The following is a 2,304-nucleotide window of genomic DNA, read 5'->3' on the forward strand; positions in this document are numbered from 1 at the left end:
GTGTGGGCCTGCGCCTTCCTGAAGCCGGCGAGGATCTCCGGCTTCCAGCGCTTGGCCAGCTCCTTCAGCGTGCTGACGTCGAGGTTGCGGTAGTGGAAGAAGGCTTCCAGCTTGGGCATCGTGCGCGCCAGGAAGCGGCGGTCCTGGCAGATGCTGTTGCCGCACATCGGCGAGGTGCTCTTGCCGACATAGCGCTTCAGGAAGTCGATCACCTGCGCCTCGGCCGAGGCCTCGTCGATGGTCGACGCCTTCACGCGGTCGATCAGGCCGCTGCGGCCGTGCGTGCCCTTGTTCCAGGCGTCCATCGCGTCGAGCGTCGCGTCGCTCTGGTGGATCGCGAACACCGGGCCCTCGACGCGCTGCGTCAGCTGGGCATCGGTCACGACGACCGCGATCTCGATGATGCGGTCGGTGTCCGGGTAGAGGCCGGTCATCTCGAGGTCGATCCAGATCAGGTTCTGGTCGCTTTGCTGCAGCGGGCTTGCGATGTCGCTCATGGTTTTCTCCTTGGGGGCATTCTCGCCGACCGCGCCCTACACTTGCAGCCCATGCAAGCCATTCACCTGACCCTGCTGTTCGCCGCCGCGCTGCTCGCCTCGCTCGGGCTGCGCCTGTGGCTCACGACGCGCCAGATGCGCCACGTCGCGGCCCACCGCAACGCCGTGCCGGCCGCCTTCGTCGGCAAGGTGTCGCTCGACGCGCACCAGAAAGCCGCCGACTACACGCTCGCGAAGGGCCGCTTCGGGCTGGTGACGATGGCCTTCGGCGCCGTCGTGCTGCTCGGCTGGACGCTGCTCGGCGGGCTCGATGCGCTGAATGCCGTGCTGCGCGATGCGCTGGCCCCGCGCTTCGGCGGCCTTGCCTACCAGCTGGCGCTGGTGTTCGCGTTCTCGGTGATCGGCGCCGTGCTCGAGCTGCCGTTCGAGCTGTACGCCACCTTCCGCCTCGAGGCGCGCTTCGGCTTCAACCGCATGACCTGGCAGCTCTTCGTGCGCGACCTCGTCACCAACACGCTGGTCGGCATCGCGCTCGGCCTGCCGATCGTCGCGCTGATCCTGTGGCTGATGGGCGCGGCCGGCGCGTACTGGTGGTTCTGGGCCTGGCTCGCGTGGACGGCGTTCGGCCTGTTCGTGCAGGTGGTGTACCCGCTGGTCGTGATGCCGCTCTACAACAAGTTCGAGCCGCTGCCCGACGGCTCGCTGAAGGAGCAGGCGCTCGCGCTGATGGCACGCTGCGGCTTCACCGCCCAGGGCTTCTACGTGATGGACGGCAGCAAGCGCTCGGCCCATGCGAACGCGATGTTCACCGGCCTCGGCAAATCGAAGCGGGTGATCTTCTACGACACGCTGATCAACAAGCTCAGCCCGCCCGAGATGGAAGCCGTGCTGGCGCACGAGCTCGGCCACTTCAAGCTGCGCCACCTGCTCAAGCGCAGCCTGACGATGACGGTGCTGAGCCTGCTGGCCTTCGGGCTGCTCGGCTGGCTGTCGAACCAGGCCTGGTTCTACCTGGGCCTGGGCGTGCAGCCGTCGATGGCAGCCCCGAACGACGCACTGGCGCTGATCCTGCTGATGCTCGCGATGCCGGTGTTCAGCGTGTTCGCCACGCCGCTGGCGGCGCGCGTGTCGCGCAAGCACGAGTTCGAGGCCGACGCCTACGCCTGCTCGCAGGCGGACGGCCAAGACCTTGCCGCGGCCCTGCTGAAGCTGCATGAGGACAATTCGACGACGCTGACGCCGGACCCGGTGTACGCGCGCTTCTACTACTCCCATCCGCCGGCCACCGAGCGCCTGGCGGCCCTTCAATCGCAGACGCGCCCCCAGGCGCACCCACAACCGAGCTGAACCATGAGCAACCTGCTGCACCTGAAATGCAAGGCGCTGGAAGGCGCCGACGCGATGGGCCCGAACGAGGTCCGCAGCCACCTGGCGCAAGTCAGCGGCTGGCACCTGAATGAAGGCGCGATCGAGAAGACCTTCAGCTTCAAGAACTACCACGAGACGATCGCGTTCGTGAACGCGCTGGCCTGGATCGCCCACAGCGAAGACCACCACCCTGAGCTGGCCGTCAGCTACGACCGCTGCGTCGCGCGCTTCAACACGCATTCGGTCGGCGGCATCTCGCTGAACGACTTCATCTGCGCGGCCAAGGCGGACGCGCTCGTCGCCTTCCTCGCTTGAGCCACGCGGTCGCGCTGGACACCGGGCTGGTGGTCGCCGGCCACGGGCGCCACTACATCGTCGAGACGCCGGACGGCGAGCGCATCGTCTGCCACCCGCGCGGCAAGAAGAGCGACTGCGTGGT

General features: G+C 67.7%; 3 protein-coding genes and 1 pseudogene. 3 read left to right on the plus strand and 1 reads right to left on the minus strand.

Features of this window, described 5'->3' with window-relative positions; genetic code table 11:
- A partial coding sequence (orn, locus tag AC1D15_RS27760; protein ID WP_477828540.1) for an oligoribonuclease occupies positions 1 to 497 on the minus strand: 497 nt, incomplete at its 3' end.
- A gap of 51 nt (positions 498 to 548) precedes the next feature.
- Between orn and AC1D15_RS27765 the strand changes: the two genes are divergently transcribed.
- The 3 genes and pseudogenes from AC1D15_RS27765 to AC1D15_RS27775 form a co-directional block, all read left to right on the plus strand.
- A complete protein-coding gene (locus AC1D15_RS27765; RefSeq protein ID WP_477828541.1) occupies positions 549 to 1,844 on the plus strand; it encodes a M48 family metallopeptidase in 1,296 nt (431 codons plus the stop codon).
- A gap of 3 nt (positions 1,845 to 1,847) precedes the next feature.
- On the plus strand, positions 1,848 to 2,180 hold the full coding sequence (locus AC1D15_RS27770; RefSeq protein ID WP_465111142.1) for a 4a-hydroxytetrahydrobiopterin dehydratase: 333 nt from the start codon (positions 1,848 to 1,850) through the stop codon (positions 2,178 to 2,180).
- Positions 2,177 to 2,304 (plus strand): annotated as a pseudogene (locus AC1D15_RS27775) (ribosome small subunit-dependent GTPase A); the annotation flags it as partial. The gene AC1D15_RS27770 and the pseudogene AC1D15_RS27775, both read left to right, overlap by 4 nt.

The organism is Rhizobacter sp. P2_H2 (genome assembly GCF_056403375.1).

Coding starts and splice junctions, on each gene's coding strand:
- AC1D15_RS27765 (WP_477828541.1), top strand. CDS start 549: ATGCAAGCCATTCACCTGACCCTGCTGTTCGCCGCCGCGCTGCTCGCC.
- AC1D15_RS27770 (WP_465111142.1), top strand. CDS start 1,848: ATGAGCAACCTGCTGCACCTGAAATGCAAGGCGCTGGAAGGCGCCGAC.